The organism is Bifidobacterium vespertilionis (assembly GCF_008698145.1).
Taxonomy (GTDB): domain Bacteria; phylum Actinomycetota; class Actinomycetes; order Actinomycetales; family Bifidobacteriaceae; genus Bifidobacterium; species Bifidobacterium vespertilionis.
The window spans coordinates 46,540-72,483 of the sequence record NZ_RZNZ01000003.1 but is presented as its reverse complement, the minus strand read 5'-3'; the positions used below and the strand labels follow the sequence as shown (position 1 = coordinate 72,483).

Here is a 25,944-nt window from a genome sequence, read left to right as displayed (position 1 = left end):
CCGAATCGTTACCACAGCGGCCTTCCGTCTCGAACGGTGAAACCCAAATTCCATGCGGGAGTAGGGTTCTCTGTCGGGCTAGCCGGATTTGAACCGGCGACATCCTTTTTGATAATTGTTGCTGTTTCTTTTATTCAGATTCTCAAGAGTTTCCTCTTTATTTAAAATCCATGGAAACAACAACTTTCCCTTGTGCGTGAGAAGATACAATATAACGAATGGCTTCTTTTGTGTCCTTGACGGAATAGATTTTGTCTATATAAGGTAACAATTTGCCGGTTTCTGCCAGCTCTTTTGCATAAGACAAATAATCTTTTTGAGGCATAATAGGTCCAGCAAAATAAGAAAAATTCCTTGATATAAAGGAAAGGAGGAATGCTTTGCTTACTTGTTTCACATTTCCTCCCACACCTACGAAAATCCCGTTTGGTTTTAAAAGTCGTTTATAGTCTTTCATGGAATTGCAACCATTCACTCCTATAATTGCATCAAACTTTGTCTGCACTTTCGTAAAATCTTCTTTTTTGTAGTCGATTACGTAATCGCACCCCATCTGTTTGGCTAGTTCAAGATTGCGGGTGCTGCATACACCAGTTACGTTTGCGCCCATACTTTTGGCTAATTGCACCGCATATAAACCGACGCCGCCCGAAGAGCCGTAAATCATAACTTGCTGGCCTGCTCTTACATTCCCTTTGCGAAGTGCGCCTAACGCGGTTTCAAAAGAAATGGAAATAGCAGATGCCTGTTCAAAAGTCATATTTTGAGGTTTTACGCAAACATGGTCTTTATCCATAAGAGCATATTCCGCAAAACCGCCTTTAGGGAATGCGCCTGCCGTTTTTCCGTATACACTATCTCCAACTTTCACATGGGTGATATTTTCCCCGACTTCGACAACTACGCCTGCAATCTCTGCGCCGATTGGAGAACCTGCGAAGCCCATTAGAGCGGAAATTATTTGCGTTGAGAAAGAAACTTTTGAACTTAATGTTTTAAACCGTTCATAATCTGTGATACTTAAAGCGCAAGCCTTTACAGAAATAAGAACTTGATTGTCCTTTGGAGTAGGTTTATCTATTTCTTTTATTTGCAGTACATCCAAATCTCCGGTCTTCGTATAAATTAATGCCTTCATTTTTTACTTCTTTCTGAAATACATGTTCAATCGTGTGGCATCCTGTGATCAAGACAGGCGCGTACTGAGCCGCCCAATGTCCGGCGCCATGCCGGTGCGGCATATCCTTGCGATTGATCGTGCCGCTCGGAATATGCCGTCCTATGGCAGCGGCTCCTCATACGTGCTTGCTGAAATCTTCGGTACCGGGATACATGAACTCATAGATGAGCGCTCCGTCACGGTGCAAGGTCTCTTTGCCGCCTTCGGTGACGGTCAGGTCTCCGGTCGCCTCGTAACGGACATAGCTGGGGTCCAGCCCCTTGAGCTTCAGCATCAGCACGGCCGGTGCCGGCATCTTGCGCGCCTTGGCGTTCTGGGATTCCAGCACCTTGCGCTCCTCGAGCTCATATTCAATGTGCTTGCCGTTCACGTCGAACGTGTATTTGGAGCGCCTGGGATAGTATTTGCCGCTGTCCGGATCCCGGTACTTCTCGATGAGCTGGTAATTGACATCCTTGGTGTTTTCGAAGACGATGTTGCCGTCCTTGTCTTGCAGGAACGCAATCGGGAAACGCTGGTAGCCGTATTTCTTGCTGGCCACCATGTCGAAGACCAGCAGCGAATGGTCCTCGAAGTTGTGACGGGCCCAGAGCCAGTTGTTCCACAAGCTCCAGAACAGCGCGCTGCCCCACTGATGGTCGTGGTAGCCGCGCCCATGCACCTCATGCGGCACGCCATCCAACGTAACGGTGCCGGTCACCTCTCCCCGGGGGACGACGCAGAGCCACGTGTAATAATCGTCGCCGAACTCGAAGTAGGAGGTTCCGGGACGATACGGCTTGGACTGGCTTTTCAATGTGATGTCCACGCCGAATCCGTCATCCGACGAATCGACAAGGATCCGATAGGTTTCCATGTCACCTTGGAAAAGATTGCTCCCCAGCCGCACGTCGCAGGCCTCCTTGGCGAAACGGCACTGTTCCGGCCGGAACGCCGGATGCTTCTCGTAAGTCCTACCGTCCTTGGTCACCACCCTGGCCGTAAGGTGCGGACTATCCACACTCTCCTTGGTCCTCATGTTGTCTTTAGGGAAGAACTGGACGACCACGGAACTGCCATCGTCCAGAATCGCGTCGAAATACCACCATTCCCAATGGCCACGAGCGCTGGTATCACGTCGCCCATCCTCCCATTGCTCGACCTTGTCCGGGTTGATACCAAGCTTCACGAAGTCTTCCTTGGTGTCCATCAGTCGCACATCCGTCATGTCAGTCGTACCTTTCATCGATATTGTCCGTCGGTTTCCGGCGTCGCGTCCACCGCCGTATGCGAGCGGTCTCATGCCTATAAGTGAGACGATTCATATCGTCCACTATCAAGGCTATGGTCCGGCGATCGTGCCGACGTCACAGTGACTGAGCCAATAATCGGCGATCTGACTCACTGGTGAAGATATCCCATCGGCGATTCATGGAATACTGGTTGAGACGATATGTTTCATACGATTCTCAACGAAGGGAGACATCGTGAGCCGGGGCTCTATGGAAAATGATCGCGTGCGCAGGCAGATCACCGAAGCCCTGTTCGCCCTGATGGAACGCAGACGATTTTCCGCCATCACCGTCACCGACATTGTCGCGGAGGCCGGGGTCGCCCGCGCTTCCTACTACCGCAATTTCAAATCAAAGGAGGACGTCATCAACGCATGGATGAGCGACCTGCACGACAGCATCCAGCCCTCCGACACCAAACCGAGGGAATACGACGTATTCGCCCGCGCCAACATCGCCAACGGGTTCGAGCGCTCGCTCACCCGATTCCTGACCGCCAAATCCTACATTCTCACACTGTATCGCAACGGGTTCGCCAGCCTAATCCAGGACACGATTAACGGATACGTACGAGGGATGGCCGGACGGGCACCCATGGGATCCATCGGCCAATACCGACTCTACTTTGTCGCCGGCGCCATGTTCAACATCCTCATCAAGTGGCTCGAGGGAGGTGCCGTCGAATCTCCGCGCGCCATCGCCCAAGCCTGCGCCGACTGGCTAGCGCTCGGTGTCTCCGACAAACCGTTCTGACTGCATTCCGTAAGCCGAACGTCATAACCGGCGATGGTCTGTGGTCATTGTTATCCAGTGTTACCATCAGCCTGTTCGAGGAAATATGACAAAGCCCCACATCCCAAGCGGGAGTAGGGCTTTTGGTCGGGCTAGCCGGATTTGAACCCGCGACATCCTGTTTGGGCGGGCGTTCGATTGGCTTGTCCGGCTGGATTTGAGTGGGCTGATTTTCGTTGGAATCAAGCCGATTCCGGGTTTTGGGAAGTTTGGTTGACCGGACTGGGATTGGTTCATCGTGACGGTCGTCGTTACCATCTCGTTACCGTCCTTGTCGCATGCGGGAGGGAAGGGGTGTCGGCGTGTCGCAAATGACTTGGATCGCATCCGACAAGGAAGTGGTATGTTCGATGCCGCATGTCAGTACAGCTGGTCGTGCGATCCGGTGCGAGTCAGCACAAGTTGCAGCTCATTGCGTTCGATGCGGTAGATGAGCAACCAGTCTCCCTCGATGTGGATCTCCCGATATCCTTTCCAGTTGTTGACCAACGCATGATCACGATACTTGGTCGACAGCAGGTCACGGTCCTCGGTCATCAACGCTTCGACGGCGCGTCGTAGTTTGTCCGGGTCGTAGTGCTTCTTCAACAGTCCTTTGAAGTCCTTCTTGAACTGCGTGGTGCGGAAGACGGATCTAAGCATCCATCAGATCCTTCATCAGAGTATCCACGTCTGGGAACGCGGAGCCCTCCCGGTCGTCGGCCTGACGACGTGCCTCCATGTTCAACGGGTTCTCCCTCGTGGCGCGGAACGGCATGCCATTGTCGGTCAATGATTGACGCAGGAACATATTTAACGCTGTCGACAGGTCCAAGCCCATCGACTCATATAGTTCCTTCGCCTGCTGTTTGACCTGCGGGTCCGTGCGGAAACTGATTGTCGCGGTATCGGCCATCGCAAGACTCCTTACCAAAACAATGCTGATGTATGAACATTGTAACACATATAGTATGTGTGAATCACATTGCGGATTGATTTCCGGGACATGCGGCGGCTAGACTGCTAGCGAATGCCCCGGAACGTCACTCATGCGAAACATCATGAAACCCCGGGGATTGTTCTTTCCTGCACAACCAATTGCGGCCTAGGTCTGCGGTCATCGTTACCGAATCGTTACCACAGCGGCCTTTCGCCTCGAACGGCGAAGCCGCAAATCCCAAGCGGGAGTAAGGTTTTGTGGTCGGGACAGCGGGATTTGAACCCGCGACATCCTGCTCCCAAAGCAGGCGCGCTACCAAGCTGCGCTATGTCCCGTATGCGCCACCGCAGTGGATTGGAATCCACTGCTGACAAGAGCACAAATAAATAATCTAACATCGGGCCCGGACGTGCGATGGTGACCGGAGTGGTTGGCATCCGTACGCCGTCATGTGCATCGCCGTCGCGCGCGGATAGAATGGGGCCGACGTCGAAGAGCGACATGCGATGACGACAATAAGGCAATGCACAACAGGGAAGCGGCGGTTATGGAGATCAGCGACGAGCGCATAGATGAGGGCGCGCCCTTTGACTGGGGCAGAACGTCGGAGGATTATGCGAAGTACCGGGACATCTATCCACCAGAATTCTATGGGTGGATCCTTGCGCGCGGGCTGTGCCGCGACGGTCAGGATGTGCTCGATCTTGGAACCGGGACGGGCGTGCTGCCGCGGAACATGTACCGCTATGGCGCGCACTGGACCGGCGCCGATATCTCCGAGAACCAGATCGAGCAGGCGAGGAGGCTGTCCAAGGGCATGGACATCAGGTATCTGGCCGCGCCCGCGGAACGCCTGGATTTCCCGGACGGGTCGTTCGACGTGATCACGGCGTGCCAGTGCTTCTGGTATTTCGATCATGACGCCATCCATGAGAACCTGCATCGGATGCTCAGGCCGGGCGGACGGATTCTGGTGCTCTACATGGCCTGGCTGCCGGATGCGGATCCGATCGCCGGGGCGAGCGAGCGGCTTGTGCTCAAGTACAGTCCGCACTGGAGCGGCGAGGGGGAGCGCATGAGGCCGATCGAGATTCCCGAGTGCTACGGGGAGGGGTTCAGTCTGACCTACCATGACGAACGTCTGGTGAAGGTGCCGTTCACGCGTGAAAGCTGGAACGGGCGGGTGAAGACGTGCCGGGGCATCGGAGCCTCGCTTCCGGCGGATCGGATCGCCGCATGGGAGCGCGAGCACAGGCGGCTGCTGAAGGACATCGCCCCCGAGTCGTTCGACGTGCTCCACTACATGGCCATGGCGGAGCTGAGCAGGCGCTGATCGCCCGTACTCAAACTCGTGGCATAAAACAGTCCCTCCGCCGCCAATCCGGTATAGAATCGGGGTGCCGCAGCCGTCCATGTACCGCAGGCCGGCATGCGAAACCGGAGGGAGGAGCCGAATCATGGGACGTCATCAGCGGGCGGAGACCTCCGGGCTCATTTCCTTCCTGGTGTGCGCGGTGGTGTGCGCCATCGCCATGAAGCTGTATGTGGAGTATGCGCCGGCCATCTGGCAGGTGTCCCGGCGGCTGCTCACCGTGTCGTCCGGCATGGTGACGGCATGCGGCGTGGTGTCGTTCGCCATCGGATACGCCCGCCATTCGCGTTCGTGGAATCTGGATCACGGCTGGCTGGTGCCGGTGCGCCGCGCGGTGGAGGTGCTGGCGCTGTCAGTGGTGTACGCCTCCACCATCTTCCTGTGCGATTTCGCGATCATGGGCGTCATCAGCTCCATGATGGGATCGTTCAACGACTACTTGCCATGGATCACCGCGGGCATCGCCGGCGTGGTGGGCTATTTCACCTTTGTGCAGGCCGATCTCATGAACGCGAAGACCATCGCCTCGCTGCTGCCGTTCTTCGTGCTCTCCGGCGTCACCACGGCGGGTCTGACCACGGACGATCCATACTGGTACAACAACAACTTTTCGCAGCTGGGGGACCGCACCACCTTCGCGGCGCGCATGTTCAACTCCACACTCATTCTGGCGGGCGTGTGCATCATCATCGTGAGCTACTTCGCGGTCTCCGAGCTCATCACCACGCACCGGCTGCGCGTGCGCTGGCAGCAGGACCATGTGGACGCGCTGCCCGATGTGGGCCGGGCGGGGGATCGGGAGGCGCGCGCCGGCCGGCCCGTGGACGACATCAGCCATTTCCGGCTGCGGATGGTGCTGCTCATGGGCTTCCTCACGCTCGCCGGGCTGTTTTTCATCGGCATCGGCACGTTCCGGTACACGCCGCATCCCCACACGCACGATTTCTTCGCGCGCGGCCTGCCGCCGATCATGTGCGTGCTGCTGATCGTGCTGCCGTGGCTCGCCCCGCAGCTGTCCAAGGCCATGTTCGTGATCGGCGATCTGGCGATCGGCGTGTGCGGTGTGGCCGGGCTGATCTGGCTCAAAGGCGACAACACGCTCACCAACGTGGAGGCGCTGTCCGGCCTGGTGTTCCTGGGATGGTTCATCGTCTTCGCCCGTCAGATCGCGGCGATCGAGGCCGATCGTGTGGCCGCCCAGCTCGTGTACGCGCAGCTGCATGCCAACGTGGGCGTGGGGGCTGCCGTTCCAAAGATGGCGACGGCGGCCGCGGCTGATGTCGACAAGGTCACGGGACTGGAGTCCCGTTTGCCGGCGGACCGGTGATGTGGTCCATGCCGCTGATGATGTGAACGCAAACGTTTTGATCAGTACATGATCAACATGGTCTCTGGCATCGTTTGCGCCGCCTGAAATGTGGTATTCGTAACAAAAATCAGATTATTGTCCAATGTGAATCGATTTACATCATGTTGCCCCGCCTGTAAGGTGTATTCTCTTAAACGCCATAATGTTTGCGCAAACATCCGGATCGTCGCTCAAGAGACAACGCCGTCCCCGGAATGCGCAGGAGGAAGGAAGAAACATGACCGCACAAACGGTGATGGACAGGAAGGCTGCCGGGACGACCGCCGTCTCCACCGCATCCGCACCTGAGACGAAGGAACCCACCTACGGCGTGAACAACGCCGATCAGCCCAAGCTGCCGCTGCGCCTGGGCTTCGGACTGCTCGTGGGACCGGCCTGCTGGATGCTCGCCTACGTGGGCGTCTCCGCCACGCTGCTGCCCGCCAAGCTGCAGTTCTTCGCGCCCGACCAGAAGGTGGCGCTCATCCCGCTGTTCTCCACCATCGCCATGGTGGCCGCCACGATCTCCAACATCATCGCCGGCGCCCTGTCCGACATCACCCGCACCCGCTTCGGCAGCCGCACCCCGTGGATCGTGTGCGCCTCCTTCGCCTGCGCGATCATGTTCGTCTGGCTGGCCTTCTCCTCCACGTGGCCCATGCTGCTGGTCACCTGGACCCTGTACAACGTGGCCCTCAACTGCGTCACCGCCCCCATGATCGCCCAGCTGTCCGACCGCATCGCCCCGCGTTGGCGCGGTACGATCTCCTCCTTCTGGGGCATCGGCATGGCCATCGGCAACTACGGCTCCGGCCTGATCGCCGCCCGCTTCATCGCCAGCAACGACGCGGCCACCACCGGCGTACTCATCTTCGCCGTGATCGCCGCCGTGGGTGGCGTCATCTCCCCGATCATCATGCGCGAGCCCGGCAACAAGGACGTCGTCCGCGCCAAGTTCGACCACGACGCCATCAAGCAGTACTTCATGTTCCCCACGCGCAACTGCCGCGACTACTACCTCGCCCTCGCCGGCAAGATGCTCATGGTCACCGGCCAGTACGTGATCGTGGGCTACCAGCTGTACATCTTCTCCGACTACATGAAGCTTGATTCCGATGCCCAGACCGCCGCGATCTCCACCATGTCGCTCATCCTCATGATCACCGGCATCGTGTTCTGCGTGATCGCCGGCCCGCTGTCCGACCGCTTCCACCGCATCAAGGCCCCCGTGGCCATCACCACGATCATGCTGGGCGTGGGCGCGTTCTTCCCGTTCTTCGACGCCGAACCGTGGACCATGTTCGCCTACGCGCTGATCGCCGGCATCGGCATGGGCGCCTACAACGCCGTCGACCAGGCGCTCAACGTGGCTGTGCTGCCCGATCCGAAGACCGCCGCCAAGGACCTCGGCATCATCAACATGGCCAATACGCTCGGCCAGGTGTTCGGCCCGGCCATCGCCGGCCTGGTGATCTCCACCATCGGCTACCGCGCGATGTTCCCGGTCGAGACCGCGATCTGCGTGATCGGCGGCCTGCTGATTCTCGCCGTCAAGCGCGTGAAGTGATCTGCTCGCGCTAGTGCGAGAAAGCCCTCGGAGACGATTGTTTCCGAGGGCTTTGCTATGCGATCACGCCGGCCAGTTCGAGTGCCGTGCGCACGAACAGGATCACCAGCACCAGCACGATAACCGGCCGCACGATCCGCGTGCCGTCCTTGAGCACCAATCCGGCGCCCACGTAATGGCCCGCCATGCCGAATACGCCGGCCACGCAGCCCACCAGCCACCACATCTGCCCGCTGAGCGCGAAGGTGATGATGGATGCGATGTTGGCGGACAGATTCCAGATCTTCATGTCCCCGGAGGCGTCCTTCAGACCCATGCCGGCGACCGTAGTGAACGCAAGCAGGGTGAACGTGCCCGACCCGGGGCCGTAGAAGCCGTTGTACAAGCCGCACGCCAGCGAGCATGCCGCCACCAGCAGCCACCGGCGGTTCCATGGCATTTCGCGCTCCTTGGCGGCGAGGTTCTTGCGCCGCATCACCACCACGGCCACAACGGGCAACAGCACCAGCAGCACGTACCGTAGCACGCCCTCCGGCACCAGCAGCGTGATGCGCGCACCGCCCACACTGCCCAGAAAGCCGAACAGCGCGGCCGGCAGGGCCAGAGCCACATTGACGAAGCCGTTGCGCCAAAGCCTCACCGTGGAGGCGGTGGAGCCGATCGCCGCGGACAGCTGGTTCGTGGCGATGGCCAGATGCGGCGGCACGCCGGCGATCAGATACGAGGGCAGCGTGATGAGCCCGCCTCCGCCGGCAACGGCGTCCACCACACCGCCGAGCAGCACCAGCGGACAGACGATGGCCAAGGTCATCCATAGAGAAGGCAACGTAGTCAAATCCATGCGCCTCAGGGTATGAATGCCGTGTTACATGCCATCGGCCCCGTCCGCATGGCGGTTTTCGGGGGAAGGCGTGGGCTCAGATCCGCTCGCCGCGGGCGGCCCAATGGCGTTCCTGCGCGGCCTGCGGATCCTCGCGCATGAGTTCAGCCGGATACTTGCGCTTGGTCTTCTCCAACTTGGCGAGGATGATCTCGTCCATGTCCACGCCCAGGCTGTCCGCCATCATGATGCAGTAGGTGAGTACGTCCGCCAGCTCCTCCTGCACATGCCCGCTGTCCAGTGCGGGGGCCTGCGGCGTCCACTGGTAGCATTCCAGCAGCTCCGCGCCTTCGATGATGATGGATTTGGCCAGATTCTCCGGGGTGTGGAACCGGTCCCAGTCCCGTTGCGCGCTGAAATCCCTCACCGCTTGGATCGTCGATTCGCTGATCATTGTGAAATGCCCTCCCCGCGAAGGAATGTGTCGATGAGACGCCTTACGGAATCACTATATGGCCTTCCTAGGGCGGATGTGACCGGTCTTGCAAAGCTACTTGACCTTCCGAGGGCGGATGCATATGGGCATAAGCGCTGTATTGCCCCATATTTCCCCAGTAAATGTATGTTTTCGCGTGTTTTTGTCATGATGCGATGCCCTCGGAAGGCCAATTAGGTTCCCGCAGGAGCCTGAATCCGCCCTCGGAAGGCCAACAAGCATGCGGAAGTGGCCTGTTCGGCTCCGTCTTCATGTGAAATGTCCTGCGCGCGGGGCCGGGCGGGACTGTACCATGCTGAATATGACTACAACGAGTAATGCGAATGAACCCCTGTGGGACGCGCCGGTGGCGGCTGGCCCCCTCAATGCCACGGTCATGATTCCCGGCAGCAAATCCCTATCCAACCGGTATCTCATCCTCGCCGCGCTCGGCTCGCAGCCGGTCACGTTGGTGGGTCTGCTCCGTTCGCGCGACACCGAGCTCATGATGGGCGCGCTCAATGCCTTGGGCGTGCGTTGTGCGGAAGACCCTTCTACGCCCACCACGGTGACCGTGACCCCGCCGGCAAGCGGCAGGTTCCACGGCGATGTGGACGTCTACTGCGGTCTGGCCGGAACGGTGATGCGCTTCGTGCCCGGACTGGCCTTGTTCGCGGACGGTCCGGTGCGCTTCGACGGTGATGAGCAGGCCTACGCCCGGCCGATGAAGCCGGTGCTCGACGGTCTTGAGCAGCTGGGCGCACGCGTGGACTACCACGGAGAGGTGGGCAAGCTGCCGTTTACCATCACGCCGCCCGCCGCGCTGTCCGAGGTTTCGCAGGCAGGTTCCGCGGGTGAGGGCTCGGCGACGGTGTCCATCGATTCGTCCGGATCCTCCCAGTTCATCTCCGGTCTGCTGCTTGTGGGCTCCAGACTTCCGCATGGCCTCGAACTGCATCACACGGGGGAGAAGACCCCTAGTCTACCGCACATCCGCATGACCGTCGCCGATCTCAATGCGGCGGGCGCACATGCGCGGGCCGATGAGGCGGCTCGTGTGTGGCGTGTGGCTCCGGGGGCTGTGCAGCTGCCCGATCGCGTGGTGGTGGAGCCCGATCTGTCCAACGCGGCCCCGTTCCTGGGCGCGGCTCTGATCGCCGGCGGCACAGTGCGCGTGCCCCACTGGCCGGTGACGACCACCCAGCCCGGCGGCCTGCTGCCCGGTTATCTGGAGCGCATGGGGGCCACCGTGACCTTCCCGGAGGAGGACGGCATCCGCTATTGCGAGGTGGCCTCCGACGGTCATGTCAAGGGCCTTGGAGACTTTGATCTGACCGCTGCGGGGGAGATCGCCCCTTCGCTGGCCGCCGTGCTGGTCTTCGGCGATGTCCCCACGGACCTTGTTGGCATCGGCCATCTGCGCGGGCATGAGACCAATCGACTTCAGGCGCTGGTCACCGAGATCACGCGCGTGGGCGGCAAGGCGTCCGAACTGCCCGACGGCCTACGCATCGAGCCCGTGCCGGCCGGGACGCTGCATAGCGCCGATATGGAAACCTATGCCGATCACCGCATGGCCACCTTCGCAGCCATGCTGGGCCTGAAGATTCCGGGCATCCGCGTGCGCAACGTGGCCACCACGCGAAAGACACTGCCGGACTTCACCGGCATGTGGACCACGTTGCTCGGCTGAAAGACGCCGCTGCGCCCATACAAACGCACAGGGACCCGGATCCGATTCGGATCCGGGCCCCTGTGCTATGCCGTCTCAGGCGATTCGATCGATCGGACCGAATCAGGCCTCGTCAATGGGCTCGACCACGTTGCCGTAGGAGTCCTTGCCGGCAACAGCGATCTCGGCGGACTTGCGGGCGATGGCCAGCTCCTCGTTGGTCGGGTAGATGGCGATGATCACGGAGGAATCCGGGGTGGAGATGATACGCGGCTCCTTGGAGCGGGTGGCGTTCTTCTCCTCGTCGATCTTGACGCCGAACGGGGCGAGCTTGTCGCACACCATCTTGCGCACGATGTCGTCGTTCTCGCCCACACCGGCGGTGAAGGTGATCACGTCCACGCCACCCATCTGGGCGGTGTAGTTGCCGATGTAGCCGACGATGCGGTGCACGTAGACGTCCAGAGCCAGCTTGGCATCGGCGTTGCCCTCGGCCACCAGGCGGTGGACCTCGCGCATGTCGCCGTAGCCGGTCATGCCGGCCAGACCGGACTTCTTGTTGAACAGGGTGTCCAGCTCGTCCACGTTCATGTGGGCGTTACGGATCAGGTGGAAGACCACGGCCGGGTCGATGTCGCCGGTGCGGCCGCCCATGACCAGACCCTCAAGCGGGGTGAGGCCCATGGAGGTGTCGACGGGCTTGCCGGAGATCTGGGCGGAGGCGGAGGCGCCGTTGCCGATGTGCAGGACGATCTGCTTGAGGCCCTCGGCCGGCTTGCCGATGAGCTCCGGGACGACGGAGCCGACGAACTCGTGGGAGGTGCCGTGGGCGCCGTAGCGGCGGATGTGGTACTGGTCGGCGATCTGCTTGTTCAGCGCGTAGGTGCTGGCCTCGGCCGGCAGCTGGAAGAAGAAGGAAGAGTCGAAGACGAAGATCTGCGGCACGTCCGGCAGCAGGGCGGTCATGACCTCGGCGCCCTTGGCCTCCGGGCCGTTGTGCAGCGGGGCGAGCACGGCGAGGTCCTTGACCTGGCCGATGGTCTTGGCGTTGACCAGAGCCGGCTTCGGGAAGATGGAGCCACCCTGCACCACGCGGTGGCCGACGGCGACGATGCCGGCCTCGTCCAGATTCGGGCCGTACTCCTTGAAGAAACCGAGGACGCGCTTGAGGCCCTGCTCGTGATCGTGGATCGGCTCGGTGAGCTCGTGCTTCTCACCCTTGTACTCGTGCTTGTAGTGGCCGTCGATCGGCTCGCCGATCTTCTCGACGAGGCCGGAGGCGAGACCCTCGCCGGACTCGAGGTCCACCAGCTGGTACTTGATCGAGCTGGAACCGGAATTGATGACAAGGACGGTTTTCGCCATTTGGGCTTCCTCCATGTGTTGCTGATTGGTGCCGCGCTAAGCGGCCGACATTGTTTAGATTACTCGCTGCTTGCTACAAACAGCGCCGTTGCAGGGTTGGCTGCAACGGCAAAGGAAACGGGACGTCCCCGCATTTGCGAAGGACGTCCCGCATGGGCTCACTGGGCTTCGATGGCGGTCAGCGCGACGGTGTTGATGATGTCCTGGACGAGGGCGCCGCGGGACAGATCGTTCACCGGCTTGTTGAGGCCCTGCAGCACCGGGCCGACGGCCACGGCGCCGGAGGAGCGCTGGACGGCCTTGTAGCCGATGTTGCCGGCGCACAGATCCGGGAACACGAACACGTTGACGTGGCCGGCCACGTCGTTGCCCTTGGCCTTGGTGGAGGCCACGACCGGGGACCAGGCGGCGTCGAACTGGATGGAGCCGACGACCGGCAGCTCCGGATCCTGCTCCTTGACGAGCTTGGTGGCCTCCTCGACCAGATCCACGTCCGGGCCCTTGCCGGAGCCGAGGGTGGAGTAGGACAGCATGCCGACCTTCGGGTCGATGCCGAAGGCCTTGGCGGTCTCGGCGGACTGGATGGCGATCTCGGCGAGCTGCTCGGAGGTGGGGTTCAGGTTGATGGCGCAGTCGGCGAAGACGGCCACGTGATCCTTGAAGCACATGAGGAAGGCGCCGGAGACGAGCTTCTGGCCGGGCTTGGTCTTGATGACCTGCAGGGCCGGGCGCACGGTGTTGGCGGTGGAGTGGATGGAGCCGGAGACCAGACCGTCGGCCTTGCCGAGCACCACGAGCATGGTGCCGAAGTAGGACGGATCCTCCAGCTGCTTGCGGGCCTGCTCCGGGGTCATGCCCTTCTTGGCGCGCAGCTCGCACAGCTTCTCGGTCATCGGGGCGAGGACCTCCTCGTCGTCCATGGCCTGGAAGGTGGCCTTCTCGAGGTTCTCGAGGCCGAGCTCCTTGCCGCGGGCCAGGATGGCGTCCTTGTCGCCCACGATGATCAGGTCGACGATGTCACGGGCCAGCAGGTAATCGGCGGCCTTGATGATGCGGTCCTCGTTGCCCTCCGGCAGGACAATGGTCTTCTTGTTGGCCTTGGCCTTGCCCAGCAGGCTGTACTGGAAGGCGTAGGGGGTGACGGGGGCGGTGAAGTCGGCGTCAAGGGCGTTGAGCACCTCTTCGGCCGGGACGTTCTCCACGAAGGCCTCGGCGGCGGCTTCGGCACCGCCTTCGGCGGCCACGTCCACCTTCGGCAGGACCCACACCGGCACGCCGGCGTCGGCCAGGGCCTCCTTGTCGGCGGCGACCTGCTCATCCTCGGCGCCGGTGACGAACACGCCAAGAACCTTGGTGCCGGCGGCCTCGACGACGGCGGTGGAGGCCTTGACGGTGGCGGCGACCTGCTCCGGGGTGCGGTTGATCGTGCAAACGGCCAGGAAGACGGGGGAGGCGAGATCGGCGGCCACGTCGGCGTTGAAGGCGAAGGCGGCCGGGTCGTTCACGGCGGACTTGTCCGTGCCGACGATGACCATGGCCTCGGCGTCGGAGGCGGCGACGGCCTCCTGATAGGCGGCGACGATGTCGGCGCGGGCGCCGGCCTTGTCCTCACGGGCGCGCTTCGGGCACACGCCCACGGACTGCTCACGGGTCAGACCGGCGTTGGCGGCGTCGACGAGCACGTCGGTGAAGGTATCCTTCTTGCACACGGCCGGACGGAAGACGCCTGTCTTCTTCGCGGTGGCGAGGGCGTTGACGACGCCGAGGGCGACGACGTTGCGTCCATTGGCTGCTTCGGGGCTGATGATGGTGACACTGGTAAGACTCACGGGTCTCTCCTGTTCGTAACTATCCAATGACGTGACTGCCTTGTTCACATCCAAGGTCCAGTCTAGTGAACGCTCACGAAATTGTGTATTTGTTTGCCCCAAGTTGCCGCAACGCAAAATGTGATGTAGCGCACATATATGGCAGAAGGCCCCTTGGCGAACCAAGGGGCCTTCTTGCTAGGCGATCAATCGATCAGACGATCAGCGATTGACGAAAAACGTCACTCATTGTCGCCGCCGGTCGCGGCGGTGGCGTCGACGGCAGCGGCGTCCTCGCCCTTGACCTCCGGCCACACCCAGTCGGTGTAGTCCGGGTGATCGTAGCCGTTGTCGACCGCGAACTGGAAGGCTTCCAGACGGAAGTCGTTCAGCTTCTTGATCTCGTCGGCGTACTTGGCGGCGTCGATGATCTCAAGGGCGGAAGCGGTCAGGCAGTAGCGATCCATGTCGTTGACGCGAACCATGTCGAACGGCGTGGTGGTGGAGCCCTGCTCCTTGTAGCCGTGGACGCGGAAGTTGTCGTGGTTCGGACGGCCGTGGATCAGGCGGTAGATGGAGCCCGGGTACGCGTGGAAGGCGAACAGGACCGGCTTGTCGGCGGAGAAGAGCTTGGTGAACTCCTCGTCGGACAGAGCCTCGTCGTTTTCCTCGGCGTCCTGGATCTTCAGCAGGTCAACGACGTTGACGAACTGGACCTTCAGGCCCATCTTCTGCAGCTTGTCGTTGGCGGCCAGAGCCTCCATGGTCGGGACGTCACCGCAGGAGGCGATGACGATGTCGGCATCCTCAGCGTCCTTGGCGTTGGAAGCCCAATCCCAGCGGGCGGCACCCTTCTCGAGCTCGGCGGCGGCCTCGTCGATGGTCTGGTACGTGGCGGCCGGCTGCTTGCCGGAGAAGATGGCGTTGATGCAGTTCTTGGACTTGTAGCAACGCTCGGCCACGGTCAGCAGGGAGTTGGCATCGGCCGGGAAGTAGATGTTCACAACGTGGTCGTTGTTGAAGTTCTTGTTGAGCAGGATGTCAACGAAGCCCGGGTCCTGGTGCGAGAAGCCGTTGTGGTCCTGGCGCCACACGTGGGAGGAGATCAGGACGTTCAGACCGGCGATCGGCTTGCGCCACGGGATCTCGCGGACGGTGGCCTCGAGCCACTTGGCGTGCTGGTTGATCATGGAGTCGATCACGTGGGCGAAGGACTCGTAGGTGCTCCAGATGCCGTGGCGGCCGGTGAGCAGGTAGCCCTCGAGGAAGCCTTCCATCTGGTGCTCGGAAAGCTGCTCGACGACCTGGCCGGTGACGGCCATGTGCTCGTCGGTGAGCTCGGACAGGTAGCCCGCATCCCACTGCTTGTTGGTGACCTCGTAGGCGGCGGCGAGACGGTTGGAGGCGGTCTCGTCCGGTCCGAAGATGCGGAAGTCGGTGGGGTTCTTGCGGATGATGTCGCGGGTGTAGTAGCCCAGGACGCGGGTGGCCTCGGTGGCGCCCCAGCCGTGGCCGTGGTCCTTGATGTCCACCTCGTAGTCGCGGATATCCGGCAGGTCCAGCTCCTTGAGCAGACGGCCGCCGTTGGCGTTCGGGTTCTCACCGATGCGCAGCTCGCCGGTCGGCATGAAGGCGGTGACCTCAGGACGGACGGCACCGTTCTCGTCGAACAGCTCCTCCGGCTTGTAAGACTCCAGCCAGTTCTTCAGGACCTCGAAGTGGGCCTCGGTGTCGCGGGCGGAAGCCAGCGGGACCTGGTGGGAACGCCAGGAGCCCTCGGTCTTCTTGCCGTCGATGTACTTCGGGCAGGTCCAGCCCTTCGGGGTGCGGAAGATGATCATCGGGTAGAACGGGCGGTGCACGTCATCCGTCTGAGCGGTGGCCTTGATGTCGCAGATCTCGTCGAAGACGGTCTCGAACAGCTCGGCGAAGCGACGGTGGATGGACATGTGGTCCTCATCGTCGAAGCCGGCGACGAACTCGTAGGGCTCGTAACCCATGCCGTGGAAGAACTCATGCAGCTCCTCGTCGGAGATGCGGGAGAGGATGGTCGGGTTGGCGATCTTGTAGCCGTTGAGGTGCAGGATCGGCAGCACGATGCCGTCGGTGCGCGGGTTCACGAGCTTGTTGGACTGCCAGCCGGTGGCCAGCGGGCCGGTCTCGGCCTCGCCGTCGCCGACGATGCAGGGCACGAACAGGCTCGGGTTGTTCATCACGGCGCCGTAGGCGTGGGACAGGGCGTAGCCCAGCTCGCCACCCTCGTGGATGGAGCCCGGGGTCTCCGGAGCGTAGTGGGACGGAATGCCGCCCGGGTAGGAGAACTGGCGGAAGAACTTCTGCAGGCCAGCCTCATCCTTGGTGATGTTCGGGAAGTACTCGGTGTAGGTGCCGTCCAGGTAGGACTGGGAGGTGCCGGCGGGGCCGCCGTGGCCGGGGCCCATGATGAACACGGTGTTCTGGCCGTGGTCGGCGATGAGACGGTTGATGTGGCCGATCAGGAAGTTCAGACCAGGAGTGGTGCCCCAGTGGCCCACGAGACGGTGCTTGACGTCGTCACGGGTGAAGGGCTCCTTCATCAGCGGGTTGCTGCGGAGGTAGATCTGACCGATGGAGAGGTAGTTCGCGGCGCGCCAGTACTTGTCGACGCCTTCGAGCGCTTCCTCGGAAACGGGAGCGTTCAGCTTCTTCCAAGGGGTGCCAATAACAGGATTCGTCATGTGTACTCCTGTACTCCTGCACATTACGTGCGATTGATTATTTCCATGTGGCCATGGGTCCCGAGGGCTCGGTTGAATCCGCGGTTTTCCCACGTCCAGTCATCATTCATGGTAAGGGAGGCTTACGACTTTCTGACCGGTATTGTTACAGGATGTTCTGTTTTGTGCGTTTTCATTGAAGAGAAAGTTTGCCACCGTTTGCCTCGAATTAACCTTCAAATCAACGTAGAAAAGTCCATAAATCCCGGTATTTCAACGGTTTTGACGTGGCGGTGCATTTAAGTACGTTGTCGAAGCGGTTCGACTACGGAAGAATCGTCGTTCGGCGTGTTGTGCGTTTTCACGGCTTGTCTGATTCGCCGGTCATAATCGACCTATTCCAATATGGCGGATTTTCCGCCTGCAACGCCAACAGCAATGTAAGGGAGATCATGGCACAAGGACCCGTTCTCGTCGTTGATTTCGGCGCGCAGTACGCCCAGTTGATCGCACGCAGGGTGCGAGAGGCGCATGTCTATTCTGAGCTCGTGCCCCATTCCATGCCGGTCGATGAGATCCTCGCGAAGGACCCCAAGGCCATCATCCTGTCCGGCGGCCCGGCCTCCGTGTTCGAACCCGGCGCCCCCCGCGTCGACCCCAAGCTCTTCGACGCCGGCGTCCCCGTGCTCGGCATCTGCTACGGCTTCCAGGCCATGGCCTACGCCCTCGGCGCGGACGTGGACAAGGCCGCCCTGGGCGAGTACGGCAAGACCGAAACCGCCATCGACCACGCCGACGGCCTGCTCGCCGGCTCCCCGGCCGAGCAGAACACATGGATGAGCCACGGCGTCGCCGTCAAGACCGCCCCCGCCGGCTTCGAGGTCCTCGCCCACACCGAGGGCGCCCCCGTCGCCGCCATGCAGGACGAATCCCGCAAGCTCTACGGCGTCCAATGGCACCCCGAGGTCAAGCACACCCCGCTCGGCCAGCAGTTCATCGAAACGTTCCTCCACAAGTGCGCGGGCCTGCCGAACGACTGGGACGCCTCCGGCATCATCGAGGACCAGGTCGCCAAGATCCGCGAGAAGGTTGGCGACGCCGAAGTCATCTGCGGCCTGTCCGGCGGCGTGGACTCCGCCGTCGCCGCCGCCCTCGTCCACAAGGCCATCGGCGACCAGCTCACCTGCGTCTTCGTTGACCACGGCCTGCTGCGCAAGGGCGAGGTCGAGCAGGTCAAGCACGATTTCGTCAAGGCCACCGGCATCCGCCTCATCTCCGTCGACGCGGCCGACGACTTCCTCACCGCCCTCAAGGGCGTCTCCGAGCCCGAGCGCAAGCGCAAGATCATCGGCGAGAAGTTCATCCGTACCTTCGAGAAGGCCCAGCGCCAGGTGCTCGAGGAGGCCGGCGCCCGCGGCAAGGAAGTCAAGTTCCTCGTGCAGGGCACCCTCTACCCGGACGTCGTCGAATCCGGCGGCGGCGACGGCGCGGCCAACATCAAGAGCCACCACAACGTCGGCGGCCTGCCCAAGGACATCAAGTTCCAGCTCATCGAGCCCCTGCGCACCCTGTTCAAGGACGAGGTCCGCGCCATCGGCACCGAACTCGGCCTTCCCGACGAGATCGTATGGCGCCAGCCCTTCCCGGGCCCCGGCCTCGGCATCCGCATCGTCGGCGAGATCACCAAGGAGCGCCTCGACGTCCTTCGCGAGGCCGACGCCATCGCCCGCGAGGAGCTTTCCAAGGCCGGTCTCGACCGCGAGATCTGGCAGTGCCCCGTCGTCCTCCTGGCCGACGTCCACTCCGTCGGCGTCCAGGGCGACGAGCGCACCTACGGCTCGCCCATCGTCCTTCGCCCCGTCTCCTCCGAGGACGCCATGACCGCCGACTGGTCCCGCGTCCCCTACGACGTCCTCGCCACCATCTCCACCCGCATCACCAACGAGTGCCGCCAGATCAACCGCGTGGTGCTGGATTGCACTTCGAAGCCCCCGGCAACCATCGAATGGGAGTGAATTGAATTGACGGAGCGCCTTCCGCGTTGCGGCGGGTTCGACGTACCTTCGTACGCCTTCGCCCGCCGCGCCTTGAAGTCGCACGCGTCAATTCAATTCACTGTGTGAGACTGTTCCGATGGAGCGTTAGCTGCGTTGCTCCTCGGTCGGCGTACCTTTGTACGCCTTCCCTCAGTGCGCCTTGCTACCGCACGCATCGGACGGATTTCACGGGGTGATCGAATAGCGGAGCGCCTTCCGCGTTGCGGATGGCCCTTCCCGTCATCCTGAGGCGGAGCCGAAGGATCCTTAACTGTATGCACAAATCAAGGATCCTTCGCTCCGCTCAGGATGACGAGGGGGTGCGGCTTCGCTCCGCTCAGGATGACGAGGGGGTGTGGCTTCGCTTCGTTCGGGACGGCGAAGCGGATGTCCTGTTTCGTCGCTTAGCGCTCAGGCCGTCTTGAGGCGGTAGCGCTTGGTGGGGTCGTCGTGCAGGCGCACCGTGGCGACACGGCCCTCCTTGAGTAGCTCGCGAAGGCCTGACGTGGCGGCCAGCGGGGTCAGCTGCAGCTCCCGGATGATCTCCTTGACGCTCATGGCCGAATGCCGTTCCAGCAGCGTCATGATCGACTTCGACACATCGCTCGGCGAGCTTTTCGCGGCCGTGCGGTGCCGCGTGATCGTCATCGTGAACGTGTTGATGTCGTTGCGCGTCGTCGCCGGCTCGATGCCGTATTCGCGCAAGGAAGCCGCGATCCGCTGGTAGCCGTCGCCGCCCTCCGGGTTCACGAAGCCGCCTCCCGGATATGGCGTCGATTCCAGCAGCGTGAACAGGAACTGGTTTCGCGTCGAATTGAGCGGCGCCCCGCGCACCGCCCTCGGATTCGCCAGCACATCGTGCGTGACCGTGCCGTACAGGCCTCCCGGGTTGACGATCTCGATGCGGTTCGTGAACACATTCACATGCACCTGCGTGCCGCGCGCGTCGGGGGAGTAGTCGCGGTGCGTCAGCGCATTCGCGATCGCCTCGCGCAGCACCGCGGGCGGATAATCCGGCGTCTTCGCGCCGATCCAGCGCATCAGGGCGTTCACCGCATCGTCGATCATCACCGGAATCGAACCCACCACGGTCTGAGAGGACACCAATCGCTCGTCGCCGCGGAACACCTCGTCCCTGCCCGTGCCCGGAAACACCGCGATCGCGATGTTCAGCCGGGGATAGTACTTCTGCGGGTAGCGGCCCAGGGCCATCAGCCCGGCCAGCGTGGGCCGCAGCACGCCGCCCACGCTGGATTCGTCCGAGTCGTCATGCCGCAGCACCTGAAGATCCAGCAGCGCGTCCGTGTCCGAACGGCCCGCGAACACATGCGGATGCTGACCGCGCACCCGTTCCAGCAGGCCGGCGACCAGACCCGGATCCAGATCATCGCGCGTGGCCCCCGGCACGATGTCCAGATCGTATGTGGGCTGCAGGTGCTCCTCGGTAAGACGGTCCACCTCGTACGAGGTCATATGCCGGTCGCCGTCGCCAGTGCGGATGTACGAGCCGCCATACGGGCCGCGTTCGGTGATGAAGCAGGGCTTGTCGCGCGGGAGCATCTCATCCACCCGTGCGAACACCAGATTTGATCCTTCGAACGGGCACGTCACGATCACCGGGCGGACCACGGGCGTCATCTTCTCGCACGCCTGGCTGAGCGCCTCCTGCATGGCCCGAGCGTCGAAGTCCTCCACTGGCGTGAACCCGTTCTTCTCGGACAGTCCCAGAATGATCCACCCGCCCGAACCGTTGGAGAACGCGGACAGCGTGTCCGTGATGGTCGAGGAGATGCGACGCTTGCACTCCTTGACCTCGCACTGCTGCGTGTCGTTGCCGATCATCCGCATCAGTTCGATCAGTTCGGTCATCTTCGCGGTGTAATCATCCACCATGGCGGGCCTCCTTACGACAATCATGCCGCAGTCGAAGGTCCAAGGCGGTGGAATTCATCAAGAGTTCACGCGCCGGTCCGCAAGGTGGCCGGGTGGATTTCAGCCGGATGAGTTGCAACCAGATGGGCTGCGGCGAGTCCAGCCGCAATACCATCTGGCTACAGGATGCGATAGCTGTCACCGCGCTGCGTGATGAAGAAACCGAGTTTGCGCAGTTTGCGGGTGAGCGAGTACAGCACGTTGTCCATGATGTCGTGGTAGCCGAAGAACCCGTTGCCGCACACGGCCTTGCCCAGCTCGTCGAAGGTCAGGAACGTGCCGTCCGCCTCGATCAGGGTTCTGAGCGTGGCGAATTCGCGCGGGGACAGGGGGAGCGGACGGCGGCTTTCGCCGTAGTAGGCGCGGCCGTCCGCGAGATCCAGCGTCAGATCGCCGTGGATGAGCAGGCGGGGGGAGCTTCCGTCCGGGCGCAGGGTTTCCACATGGGCGAGCAGTTCGGCGTTGGAGAACGGCATGCGCAGGGTGCCGTCCGGCGTGAGCATGTCCTCATCAGAAGGAGTGGAGGTCGTGTCGACGGCCGATTGGGTGAGCAGCAGCGAACGGGCCCCGGGGTAGTGGGCCATGAAGGTGTCGAACCGTTCGGAGGTCCAGCCCCGCGATGAATCGTCCACGATGACAATGTCCGGTTTCGCCTCGCCCGGTTCCTCGGGTCTGGGATCCGCCGTATCTCCTGCATCGCCGTTGTCGTACACCTCGTCATGGAGGATGCGGCCGTCGCCGGTCATCAGCGTGCAGGCGAACCCGTTCGACTCGAGCGTGCGCCGGACGGCCTGCGACAGCGGCAGATCGTCGGACACGAAAAGCACTTCCATCATGTCTCCCACGCTAGTGCGTTCGGCAGACGCCCGTCGTGGAGGTCTCTGTGGGTGACCATCTGCGGAATCAGGGGTAGTTTTCGCCTGTTGCAGACATCTATCTGCGGAATCGGGGACGTGCGACACCGTCAAAATCACCTTTCTGATGGTTCGGGACATCGTTCAAACGTTTCAATTCGCGATGGGCGGGGACCGATGCTCCCTGATTATGCAGATAGGTGTCCGCAAACCCGGAAAACAACCCCCGAATATGCAGATGGCCGGCCAACCGTGCAGGTTGACCGGCCATCCAGGGCGGTATCCGGGATGGTGTGCCGATTACTTGCCGTCACCCGGCGCCGCCGCGAGGAAGTGATCCTCGCCGGGCAGCACCGCATTGAGGATCACCGCCACCACGAAGGACACGGCGATGCAGTTCGACGCGAAGATGGACTGGAACAGCGCGGGGAAGTTCGCGAAGATGGTACCCACCTCGGTGAAACCGATGCCGATGGTCAGGCTCAGCGCCGCGATGGTGATGTTGCGCTGCGTGTAGCCGGCTTCGGAGATCATCTGGAAGCCGGAGAGGATGATGTTGCCGAACATCATGATCGTGCAGCCGCCCAGCACCGCCTGCGGCAGGGAGTTGAACACCTCGGAGACCGCCGGCACGAAGCTCGCGAGGATGAGGATCAGGCCGCCGGACAGAATCACCTTGCGGTTGACGACCTTGGTCATGGCCACCAGACCGATGTTCTGCGCGAAGGAGGTCAGCGGCAGGCATCCGAACAGGCCGGAGACCGAGGAGATCAGGCCGTCGCCGGCGATGGCGCCAGCGGTCTCCTTCTCGGTGGGCTGACGGTTCAGGCCCACTTTGGTCAGTGCCGCGGTGTCGCCTAGCACCTCCACGGAGGAGACCACGTAGAGCAGCGCGAAGGAGATGATCGCGCCCCAGTCGAACTCCGGCTTGAACGGCATGAAGTGCGGCACGGAGACGATCTGCAGACCGGAGAATCCGGAGAAATCGACCTTGCCCATGAAGATCGCGACCACATAGCCCACCACGAGGCCGAACAGCACGGACAGCTGCTTGGCGGTGCCCTTCATGAGCAGCTGGAACGCAAGGCAGGCGACCAGCGAGATCAGACCCAGGGTCAGGTTCTGCCAGCTGCCGAAGTCGGCCGCGCCCTGTCCGCCGCCGAAGCTGTTCGCACCCACGGACAGCAGCGAGAAGCCGATCGACGTGACCACGATGGCGGAGACGATCGGCGGCACGAAGCGGCGCCACCACTGCGCGGTCAGACCCAGCACCACCTCGAGCAGGCCGCCCACGATCACCGCGCCCACCACGGCGCCGTAGCCCTTGTCAGCCACGATCGCGATGGCCGCGGCCACATAGGTGAAGGAGATGCCGGTGACCATCGGCAGCCTCGAGCCGATGCGCCAGATGCCGTACAGCTGCAGGCAGGTGCCCAGACCGGCGACCAGCAGGCCGGACTGGATCACCATGGCCGACTCGGCGGGGCTCATCTTCGCGGCCGCGGCCACGAGGAAGATCGGCGCGAGATTGGCCACGAACATGGCCATGACGTGCTGCAGACCGAACGGGATGCCGCGCCAGAAGGACACGGGCGCGTCGAGGCTGCTCAGCGCCTCGAAGGAGACGGATGCGGATTTGGCCTTGTTAGGCTTCTTCTCGCTCATGGTTGGTTGGATTCCTCTCTTCTGTTTCTCTCTGTTGCCTAGTTACCTACTCCGTGTTGCCGGTTCCGTCGCCGGCTCCGGCGGTTCACGATTCCCGATCAGTGGCGGAACGTGATCTCGCCGGTCTGGGCGTCCATCGCTTCCACGATCGCCAGCGAGTCGACGTCGTATCCCTCGTCGCGCAGCAGCTTGCCGCCGTCCTGGAAGCCCTTCTCCACGGCGATGCCGATGCCCTCGATCACCGCGCCGGCGTCCTTGCACAGGGAGATGAGGCCCTGCATGGCCTTGCCGTTGGCCAGGAAGTCGTCGATGAGCAGCACGTGATCGCCGGCGTTGAGGTACTTCTTGGAGACGATGACAGGGAATTCCTTCTGCTTGGTGAAGGAGTACACGGTGGTGGAATACTGCTCGCCGTCGAGGTTGATGGACTGGGCCTTCTTGGCGAACACCACCGGCACGTTGCCGAAATGGCGGGCCGCGAGGCAGGCGATGCCGATGCCGGAGGCCTCGATGGTGAGGATCTTGTCGACGCGCTTGCCGGCGAAGTGCTTGGCCCATGCGGCGCCCATGTGGTCGAACAGCGCAACATCGCACTGGTGGTTCAGGAAGGCGTCCACCTTGAGCACATTGCCGGGCTTGACCGTTCCGTCCTTGGCGATGCGATCCTCGAGTTCCTGCATAGACATGCTGACATCCCCTTTGCGAAGGTTGTTTGGATTCGGTTAGGACAGTTAATCTACCACCGGGCGCGGAACTGGTAGGCGCCCATCGGCCCGTTCCCGCGCTGCCCGGTCCGGGGCTCGCCTAGCATTGACGGCGTAGAAAAAAGGATTGACGCGGCATTTGGCCGACGACGCCGGCAACGAAGGAGCGCGATACGTGAACAACATGCACACCCCCAGGCTGCGCGGCATGCAGGGCATCGCGGGATTGGCCCTCATGGCCGTGATCGCGTACGACCTTGCGCCCGCATCCATGTCCGGCGGATTCGTCGGCTTCGACGTGCTGTTCACGCTCGCCGGCTTTCTGGCCGCGCGCTCGCTGCTCGCCCGGTATGCGGATGACGGCGCTCCCGATGTTCGTCTGTATCTGAAGACGTCCCTGCTCAAAACCCTGCGCATGCTGTGGCCGGCCTTGGCGTTCATGGTGGCCGGTTCCGGGACGCTGGCGGCATTGGCGGCGCTCATGGGTCTTGGTGGCGTTGAAGGTCTGCGCGTCGATGCGCCCGCCGGACTGACCTTCGCCGAGAACTGGACCGGGGTTGTGCTCGGCGGCGGATATCCGCCCGATCTGCCTGCGGGCGGCCCGCGGCTGCTCGGCCACCTGTGGGCCGTGGCTCTGCTGGCGCAATATTGTCTGCTTGCCCCCTTTGCGGTGCTGCTGCTCAAGCGGCTGTTGCCGCAGCGGCAGTCGGTCGCTGTGCTGCTGGCCTTGGCCGCCGTGTCCGCGCTGCTCATGGGCGTGCTGTACAAGGATGGCATAGGCGGATCGGGCCTCACCCGCGTGCTGTACGGCACCGACACGCACGGCTTTGGGTTCCTGATAGGCATGGCGCTCGCGTGGGCCATGCAGCGGGGAAGAAGCGCGGGCGGCGACGGGCGGGTGGGGCTGCCGGACGGGTCCGCTTTGGTTGGTTCGGAGCGTCCCATGGGCTTCGCCGCCGATTGGCGTCTGGTGCGCGACACCGCCCTGCCGTGGGTCTCCTGCGCGGCTCTGGTGGGTCTCGCGGTGCTGGCGTTCCAATTGCGCGCCGATGCGACCGCCTTCCACGGCGGGCTCGCGCTCGCAGCCGTGCTCACCGTGCCGCTGTTGCTGGGCGCGCTGGATGACCGCTCCTGGATGCTCGACCTGTTCGAATGGCGTCCGCTTGCGCTGATCGGCAAGTACGGCTACGGCATCTACCTGTGGCACTGGCCCCTCTGGCTGATCGCACGATCCGCCGCAGCCGATCTTGGACTGCGGCCGGGTTGGGCATGGGTGCCGGTGTGCGTCTCATTGCTGCTGACCGCCGTGATGGCCGGTGTCTCCTACCGCCTCGTGCAGAAGCCGTTCGCCGGACCCGTGCCGGACTGGCCGCTGAGGCGCCCGGGCACGATCATGTGCGGCGTGATTGCGGCTCTGCTGGTTGTTGGACTCGTGTGCGCGATCGTTGTAAGCTGACGGCAGTCCGAT

20 protein-coding genes and 1 tRNA gene are annotated in these 25,944 nt (G+C 62.2%); 7 read left to right on the top strand and 14 right to left on the bottom strand.

Annotated elements, in window-relative coordinates; genetic code table 11:
• Positions 1-157 precede the first annotated feature (157 nt).
• Together EMO90_RS03030 and EMO90_RS03025 are read right to left on the bottom strand one after the other, a co-directional pair.
• Positions 158-1,138: an NAD(P)-dependent alcohol dehydrogenase gene (locus tag EMO90_RS03030; RefSeq protein WP_150353019.1), complete on the bottom strand. Its 981-nt coding sequence runs from the start codon at positions 1,136-1,138 to the stop codon at positions 158-160.
• 157 nt (positions 1,139-1,295) lie between these two features.
• Entirely contained in the window at positions 1,296-2,387 is a 1,092-nt protein-coding gene (locus EMO90_RS03025; protein WP_190971898.1) for a lipocalin-like domain-containing protein, read from the bottom strand.
• A gap of 289 nt (positions 2,388-2,676) precedes the next feature.
• On the opposite strand from EMO90_RS03025, the gene EMO90_RS03020 reads away from it, so the two are divergent.
• Positions 2,677-3,204: a TetR/AcrR family transcriptional regulator gene (locus tag EMO90_RS03020; RefSeq protein ID WP_190971897.1), complete on the top strand. Its 528-nt coding sequence runs from the start codon at positions 2,677-2,679 to the stop codon at positions 3,202-3,204.
• A gap of 399 nt (positions 3,205-3,603) precedes the next feature.
• Here EMO90_RS03020 and EMO90_RS03015 read toward each other — a convergent pair whose 3' ends face one another.
• The 3 genes from EMO90_RS03015 to EMO90_RS03005 all read right to left on the bottom strand — a co-directional run bounded on the left by EMO90_RS03015 (position 3,604) and on the right by EMO90_RS03005 (position 4,497).
• The gene (locus tag EMO90_RS03015; protein ID WP_150353016.1) at positions 3,604-3,885 is read right to left on the bottom strand and encodes a type II toxin-antitoxin system RelE/ParE family toxin; all 282 of its coding nucleotides are present in this window, start codon (positions 3,883-3,885) and stop codon (positions 3,604-3,606) included.
• Positions 3,878-4,138, bottom strand: coding sequence for a type II toxin-antitoxin system RelB/DinJ family antitoxin (locus EMO90_RS03010; RefSeq protein WP_150353015.1), 261 nt, complete (start codon positions 4,136-4,138; stop codon positions 3,878-3,880). Before EMO90_RS03010 ends, EMO90_RS03015 begins: the two co-directional genes overlap by 8 nt.
• 282 nt (positions 4,139-4,420) lie before the next feature.
• Positions 4,421-4,497 (bottom strand) — tRNA-Pro (locus EMO90_RS03005).
• Between the two features lie 188 nt (positions 4,498-4,685).
• Here EMO90_RS03005 and EMO90_RS03000 point away from each other — a divergent pair.
• The 3 genes from EMO90_RS03000 (at position 4,686) to EMO90_RS02990 (ending at position 8,449) form a co-directional block, all read left to right on the top strand.
• Complete coding sequence (locus EMO90_RS03000; protein ID WP_223849635.1) at positions 4,686-5,495, top strand: class I SAM-dependent methyltransferase; 810 nt, start codon at positions 4,686-4,688, stop codon at positions 5,493-5,495.
• Positions 5,496-5,619: 124 nt separating this feature from the next.
• Entirely contained in the window at positions 5,620-6,861 is a 1,242-nt protein-coding gene (locus tag EMO90_RS02995) for an ABC transporter permease (protein ID WP_150353014.1), read from the top strand.
• Positions 6,862-7,120: 259 nt separating this feature from the next.
• Entirely contained in the window at positions 7,121-8,449 is a 1,329-nt protein-coding gene (locus tag EMO90_RS02990; RefSeq protein ID WP_223849634.1) for an MFS transporter, read from the top strand.
• A gap of 55 nt (positions 8,450-8,504) precedes the next feature.
• On the opposite strand, the gene EMO90_RS02985 is transcribed toward EMO90_RS02990, so the two are convergent.
• On the bottom strand, positions 8,505-9,290 hold the full coding sequence (locus EMO90_RS02985; RefSeq protein ID WP_223849633.1) for a TSUP family transporter: 786 nt from the start codon (positions 9,288-9,290) through the stop codon (positions 8,505-8,507).
• 76 nt (positions 9,291-9,366) lie between these two features.
• Positions 9,367-9,723, bottom strand: coding sequence for a nucleotide pyrophosphohydrolase (locus EMO90_RS02980; RefSeq protein WP_150353013.1), 357 nt, complete (start codon positions 9,721-9,723; stop codon positions 9,367-9,369).
• 343 nt (positions 9,724-10,066) lie between these two features.
• On the opposite strand from EMO90_RS02980, the gene aroA reads away from it, so the two are divergent.
• On the top strand, positions 10,067-11,437 hold the full coding sequence (gene aroA, locus EMO90_RS02975; protein ID WP_190971896.1) for a 3-phosphoshikimate 1-carboxyvinyltransferase: 1,371 nt from the start codon (positions 10,067-10,069) through the stop codon (positions 11,435-11,437).
• Positions 11,438-11,539: 102 nt separating this feature from the next.
• Here aroA and EMO90_RS02970 read toward each other — a convergent pair whose 3' ends face one another.
• From EMO90_RS02970 to EMO90_RS02960, 3 genes are all read right to left on the bottom strand, one after another.
• On the bottom strand, positions 11,540-12,781 hold the full coding sequence (locus tag EMO90_RS02970; protein ID WP_150353011.1) for an acetate/propionate family kinase: 1,242 nt from the start codon (positions 12,779-12,781) through the stop codon (positions 11,540-11,542).
• A 158-nt stretch (positions 12,782-12,939) separates the two neighbouring features.
• Positions 12,940-14,610 carry a phosphate acetyltransferase gene (pta, locus tag EMO90_RS02965; RefSeq protein WP_150353010.1) on the bottom strand — a complete coding sequence of 557 codons (1,671 nt, stop codon included), beginning with the start codon at positions 14,608-14,610 and terminating at the stop codon, positions 12,940-12,942.
• 221 nt (positions 14,611-14,831) lie between these two features.
• Positions 14,832-17,306: a phosphoketolase gene (locus EMO90_RS02960; protein ID WP_150353009.1), complete on the bottom strand. Its 2,475-nt coding sequence runs from the start codon at positions 17,304-17,306 to the stop codon at positions 14,832-14,834.
• Positions 17,307-17,737: 431 nt separating this feature from the next.
• Between EMO90_RS02960 and guaA the strand changes: the two genes are divergently transcribed.
• Complete coding sequence (gene guaA / locus EMO90_RS02955; protein WP_150353008.1) at positions 17,738-19,300, top strand: glutamine-hydrolyzing GMP synthase; 1,563 nt, start codon at positions 17,738-17,740, stop codon at positions 19,298-19,300.
• Between the two features lie 432 nt (positions 19,301-19,732).
• Here guaA and EMO90_RS02950 read toward each other — a convergent pair whose 3' ends face one another.
• The 4 genes from EMO90_RS02950 to EMO90_RS02935 all read right to left on the bottom strand — a co-directional run bounded on the left by EMO90_RS02950 (position 19,733) and on the right by EMO90_RS02935 (position 24,452).
• A complete protein-coding gene (locus EMO90_RS02950) occupies positions 19,733-21,214 on the bottom strand; it encodes an ATP-binding protein (RefSeq protein WP_150353007.1) in 1,482 nt (493 codons plus the stop codon).
• A gap of 158 nt (positions 21,215-21,372) precedes the next feature.
• On the bottom strand, positions 21,373-22,089 hold the full coding sequence (locus EMO90_RS02945; protein ID WP_190971895.1) for a winged helix-turn-helix domain-containing protein: 717 nt from the start codon (positions 22,087-22,089) through the stop codon (positions 21,373-21,375).
• 318 nt (positions 22,090-22,407) lie between these two features.
• A complete protein-coding gene (locus tag EMO90_RS02940) occupies positions 22,408-23,772 on the bottom strand; it encodes a nucleobase:cation symporter-2 family protein (protein WP_150353005.1) in 1,365 nt (454 codons plus the stop codon).
• Positions 23,773-23,870: 98 nt separating this feature from the next.
• Positions 23,871-24,452: a xanthine phosphoribosyltransferase gene (locus EMO90_RS02935; protein WP_150353142.1), complete on the bottom strand. Its 582-nt coding sequence runs from the start codon at positions 24,450-24,452 to the stop codon at positions 23,871-23,873.
• Positions 24,453-24,660: 208 nt separating this feature from the next.
• Between EMO90_RS02935 and EMO90_RS02930 the strand changes: the two genes are divergently transcribed.
• The gene (locus tag EMO90_RS02930) at positions 24,661-25,932 is read left to right on the top strand and encodes an acyltransferase family protein (protein WP_223849646.1); all 1,272 of its coding nucleotides are present in this window, start codon (positions 24,661-24,663) and stop codon (positions 25,930-25,932) included.
• Positions 25,933-25,944 lie beyond the last annotated feature (12 nt).

Bases quoted from the DNA above. Each gene is read 5' to 3' on its own strand.
- EMO90_RS02945 (WP_190971895.1), bottom strand. From the start codon at position 22,089: ATGATGGAAGTGCTTTTCGTGTCCGACGATCTGCCGCTGTCGCAGGCC.
- EMO90_RS03000 (WP_223849635.1), top strand. From the start codon at position 4,686: ATGCACAACAGGGAAGCGGCGGTTATGGAGATCAGCGACGAGCGCATA.
- guaA (WP_150353008.1), top strand. From the start codon at position 17,738: ATGGCACAAGGACCCGTTCTCGTCGTTGATTTCGGCGCGCAGTACGCC.
- EMO90_RS02940 (WP_150353005.1), bottom strand. From the start codon at position 23,772: ATGAGCGAGAAGAAGCCTAACAAGGCCAAATCCGCATCCGTCTCCTTC.
- EMO90_RS02980 (WP_150353013.1), bottom strand. From the start codon at position 9,723: ATGATCAGCGAATCGACGATCCAAGCGGTGAGGGATTTCAGCGCGCAA.
- EMO90_RS02995 (WP_150353014.1), top strand. From the start codon at position 5,620: ATGGGACGTCATCAGCGGGCGGAGACCTCCGGGCTCATTTCCTTCCTG.
- EMO90_RS03025 (WP_190971898.1), bottom strand. From the start codon at position 2,387: ATGACGGATGTGCGACTGATGGACACCAAGGAAGACTTCGTGAAGCTT.
- aroA (WP_190971896.1), top strand. From the start codon at position 10,067: ATGACTACAACGAGTAATGCGAATGAACCCCTGTGGGACGCGCCGGTG.
- EMO90_RS02985 (WP_223849633.1), bottom strand. From the start codon at position 9,290: ATGGATTTGACTACGTTGCCTTCTCTATGGATGACCTTGGCCATCGTC.
- EMO90_RS02990 (WP_223849634.1), top strand. From the start codon at position 7,121: ATGACCGCACAAACGGTGATGGACAGGAAGGCTGCCGGGACGACCGCC.
- EMO90_RS03010 (WP_150353015.1), bottom strand. From the start codon at position 4,138: ATGGCCGATACCGCGACAATCAGTTTCCGCACGGACCCGCAGGTCAAA.
- EMO90_RS02950 (WP_150353007.1), bottom strand. From the start codon at position 21,214: ATGGTGGATGATTACACCGCGAAGATGACCGAACTGATCGAACTGATG.
- EMO90_RS03030 (WP_150353019.1), bottom strand. From the start codon at position 1,138: ATGAAGGCATTAATTTATACGAAGACCGGAGATTTGGATGTACTGCAA.
- EMO90_RS02935 (WP_150353142.1), bottom strand. From the start codon at position 24,452: ATGCAGGAACTCGAGGATCGCATCGCCAAGGACGGAACGGTCAAGCCC.
- EMO90_RS02960 (WP_150353009.1), bottom strand. From the start codon at position 17,306: ATGACGAATCCTGTTATTGGCACCCCTTGGAAGAAGCTGAACGCTCCC.
- EMO90_RS02970 (WP_150353011.1), bottom strand. From the start codon at position 12,781: ATGGCGAAAACCGTCCTTGTCATCAATTCCGGTTCCAGCTCGATCAAG.
- EMO90_RS03015 (WP_150353016.1), bottom strand. From the start codon at position 3,885: ATGCTTAGATCCGTCTTCCGCACCACGCAGTTCAAGAAGGACTTCAAA.
- EMO90_RS02930 (WP_223849646.1), top strand. From the start codon at position 24,661: ATGCACACCCCCAGGCTGCGCGGCATGCAGGGCATCGCGGGATTGGCC.